The organism is Arthrobacter sp. SIMBA_036 (genome assembly GCF_046535135.1).
Classification (GTDB): domain Bacteria; phylum Actinomycetota; class Actinomycetes; order Actinomycetales; family Micrococcaceae; genus Arthrobacter.
Window position 1 is genome coordinate 1 of sequence record NZ_JAWRXG010000253.1, and the last position, 262, is coordinate 262.

General features: G+C 50.4%; 1 pseudogene. It reads right to left on the bottom strand.

From position 1 onward, the window contains the following. Nucleotides 1-50: 50 nt before the first annotated feature. Nucleotides 51-262, bottom strand: a pseudogene (locus SB659_RS19800) (hydrolase); the annotation flags it as partial.

Genomic DNA, 262 nt, shown 5'->3' on the forward strand with positions numbered 1-262 from the left:
GGCCGTCGCAAGCTAATCATAACAACCGGGGTTTCGGCCCCGGTTCTCTTTTATTTCTGCTTCGTTAACGTGTCATAACTGGTCATCAAATTACGATAATCAGGAATGTGGTTAGAGAACAACGTCGCCAGTCCTTCAATATCATTACGCCAGTCGCGATGCAGCTCGCACGCCACGCCGAACCATGTCATCAATTGCGCACCAGCTTGCGACAAGCGATCCCATGCCGAATGCCGGGTAATTTCATTAAAGGTCCCTGACG